At 43.9% G+C, this 760-nt stretch carries 1 protein-coding gene; it reads left to right on the top strand.

Annotation, left to right across the window (positions count from 1 at the left end):
• Positions 1–760, top strand: a 760-nt coding sequence (locus tag ACQRDX_RS09450) for a MucBP domain-containing protein (protein WP_427896639.1), incomplete at both ends; no start/stop codon positions are given.

The raw sequence follows: 760 nt of genomic DNA, 5'->3' as shown, positions 1-760 counted from the left end.
TAATCCTGATGCAGAGATTCCATCAATCCCTACAAACCCAGGAACAGATCAACCAGTAGTACCACACGTACCAGGCTACACACCAGTGGATCCTAAGGACAACACACCGTTGACACCAGTAGATCCAGAAGATCCAACTAAAGGATATGTGCCACCAACACCAGAAAATCCAGGTATTGATACACTTATCCCATACGTACCAGTTGAAACTGCTAAGACAGGTTCAGTAGTGGTTAACTATGTGGATTCTGAAGGAAATGTGATCAAGGCTCCTGTAACAGATACGAACAACGCAGCGGTAGGTACTGACTACGATACAACAGATAACAAACCAACTGAGATTGTTACTGAAGACGGTACCAAGTATGTTCTTGTTCCATCTAAGACAATTGGTTCAGAAAATGGTTCAGTAGTTGAAGGCGTAACTGAAATCACTTACGTTTACCAAAAAGTAGCGAAGTGGATTCCACTTATCCCAGGTGTTCCAGAAAACGAACGTCCAACAACTGAGTACCCATTTGACCCAACTAATCCTGATGCAGAGATTCCATCAATCCCTACAAACCCAGAAACAGGTCAACCAGTGGTACCACACGTTCCAGGCTACACACCAGTGGATCCAAATACGAACCAACCACTTCAACCAGTAGATCCAGAAGATCCAACGAAAGGTTATGTGCCACCAACACCAACTAACCCAGGTGTTGATACATTGATTCCATACGTACCAGTTGAAACTGCTAAGACAGGTTCAGTAGTG

This window comes from Streptococcus sp. SGI.013 (assembly GCF_050315295.1).
Classification (GTDB): Bacteria; Bacillota; Bacilli; order Lactobacillales; family Streptococcaceae; genus Streptococcus; species Streptococcus porcorum.
The sequence above is the reverse complement of the archived record's forward strand: the minus strand, read 5'-3'. Positions and strand labels throughout refer to the sequence as shown.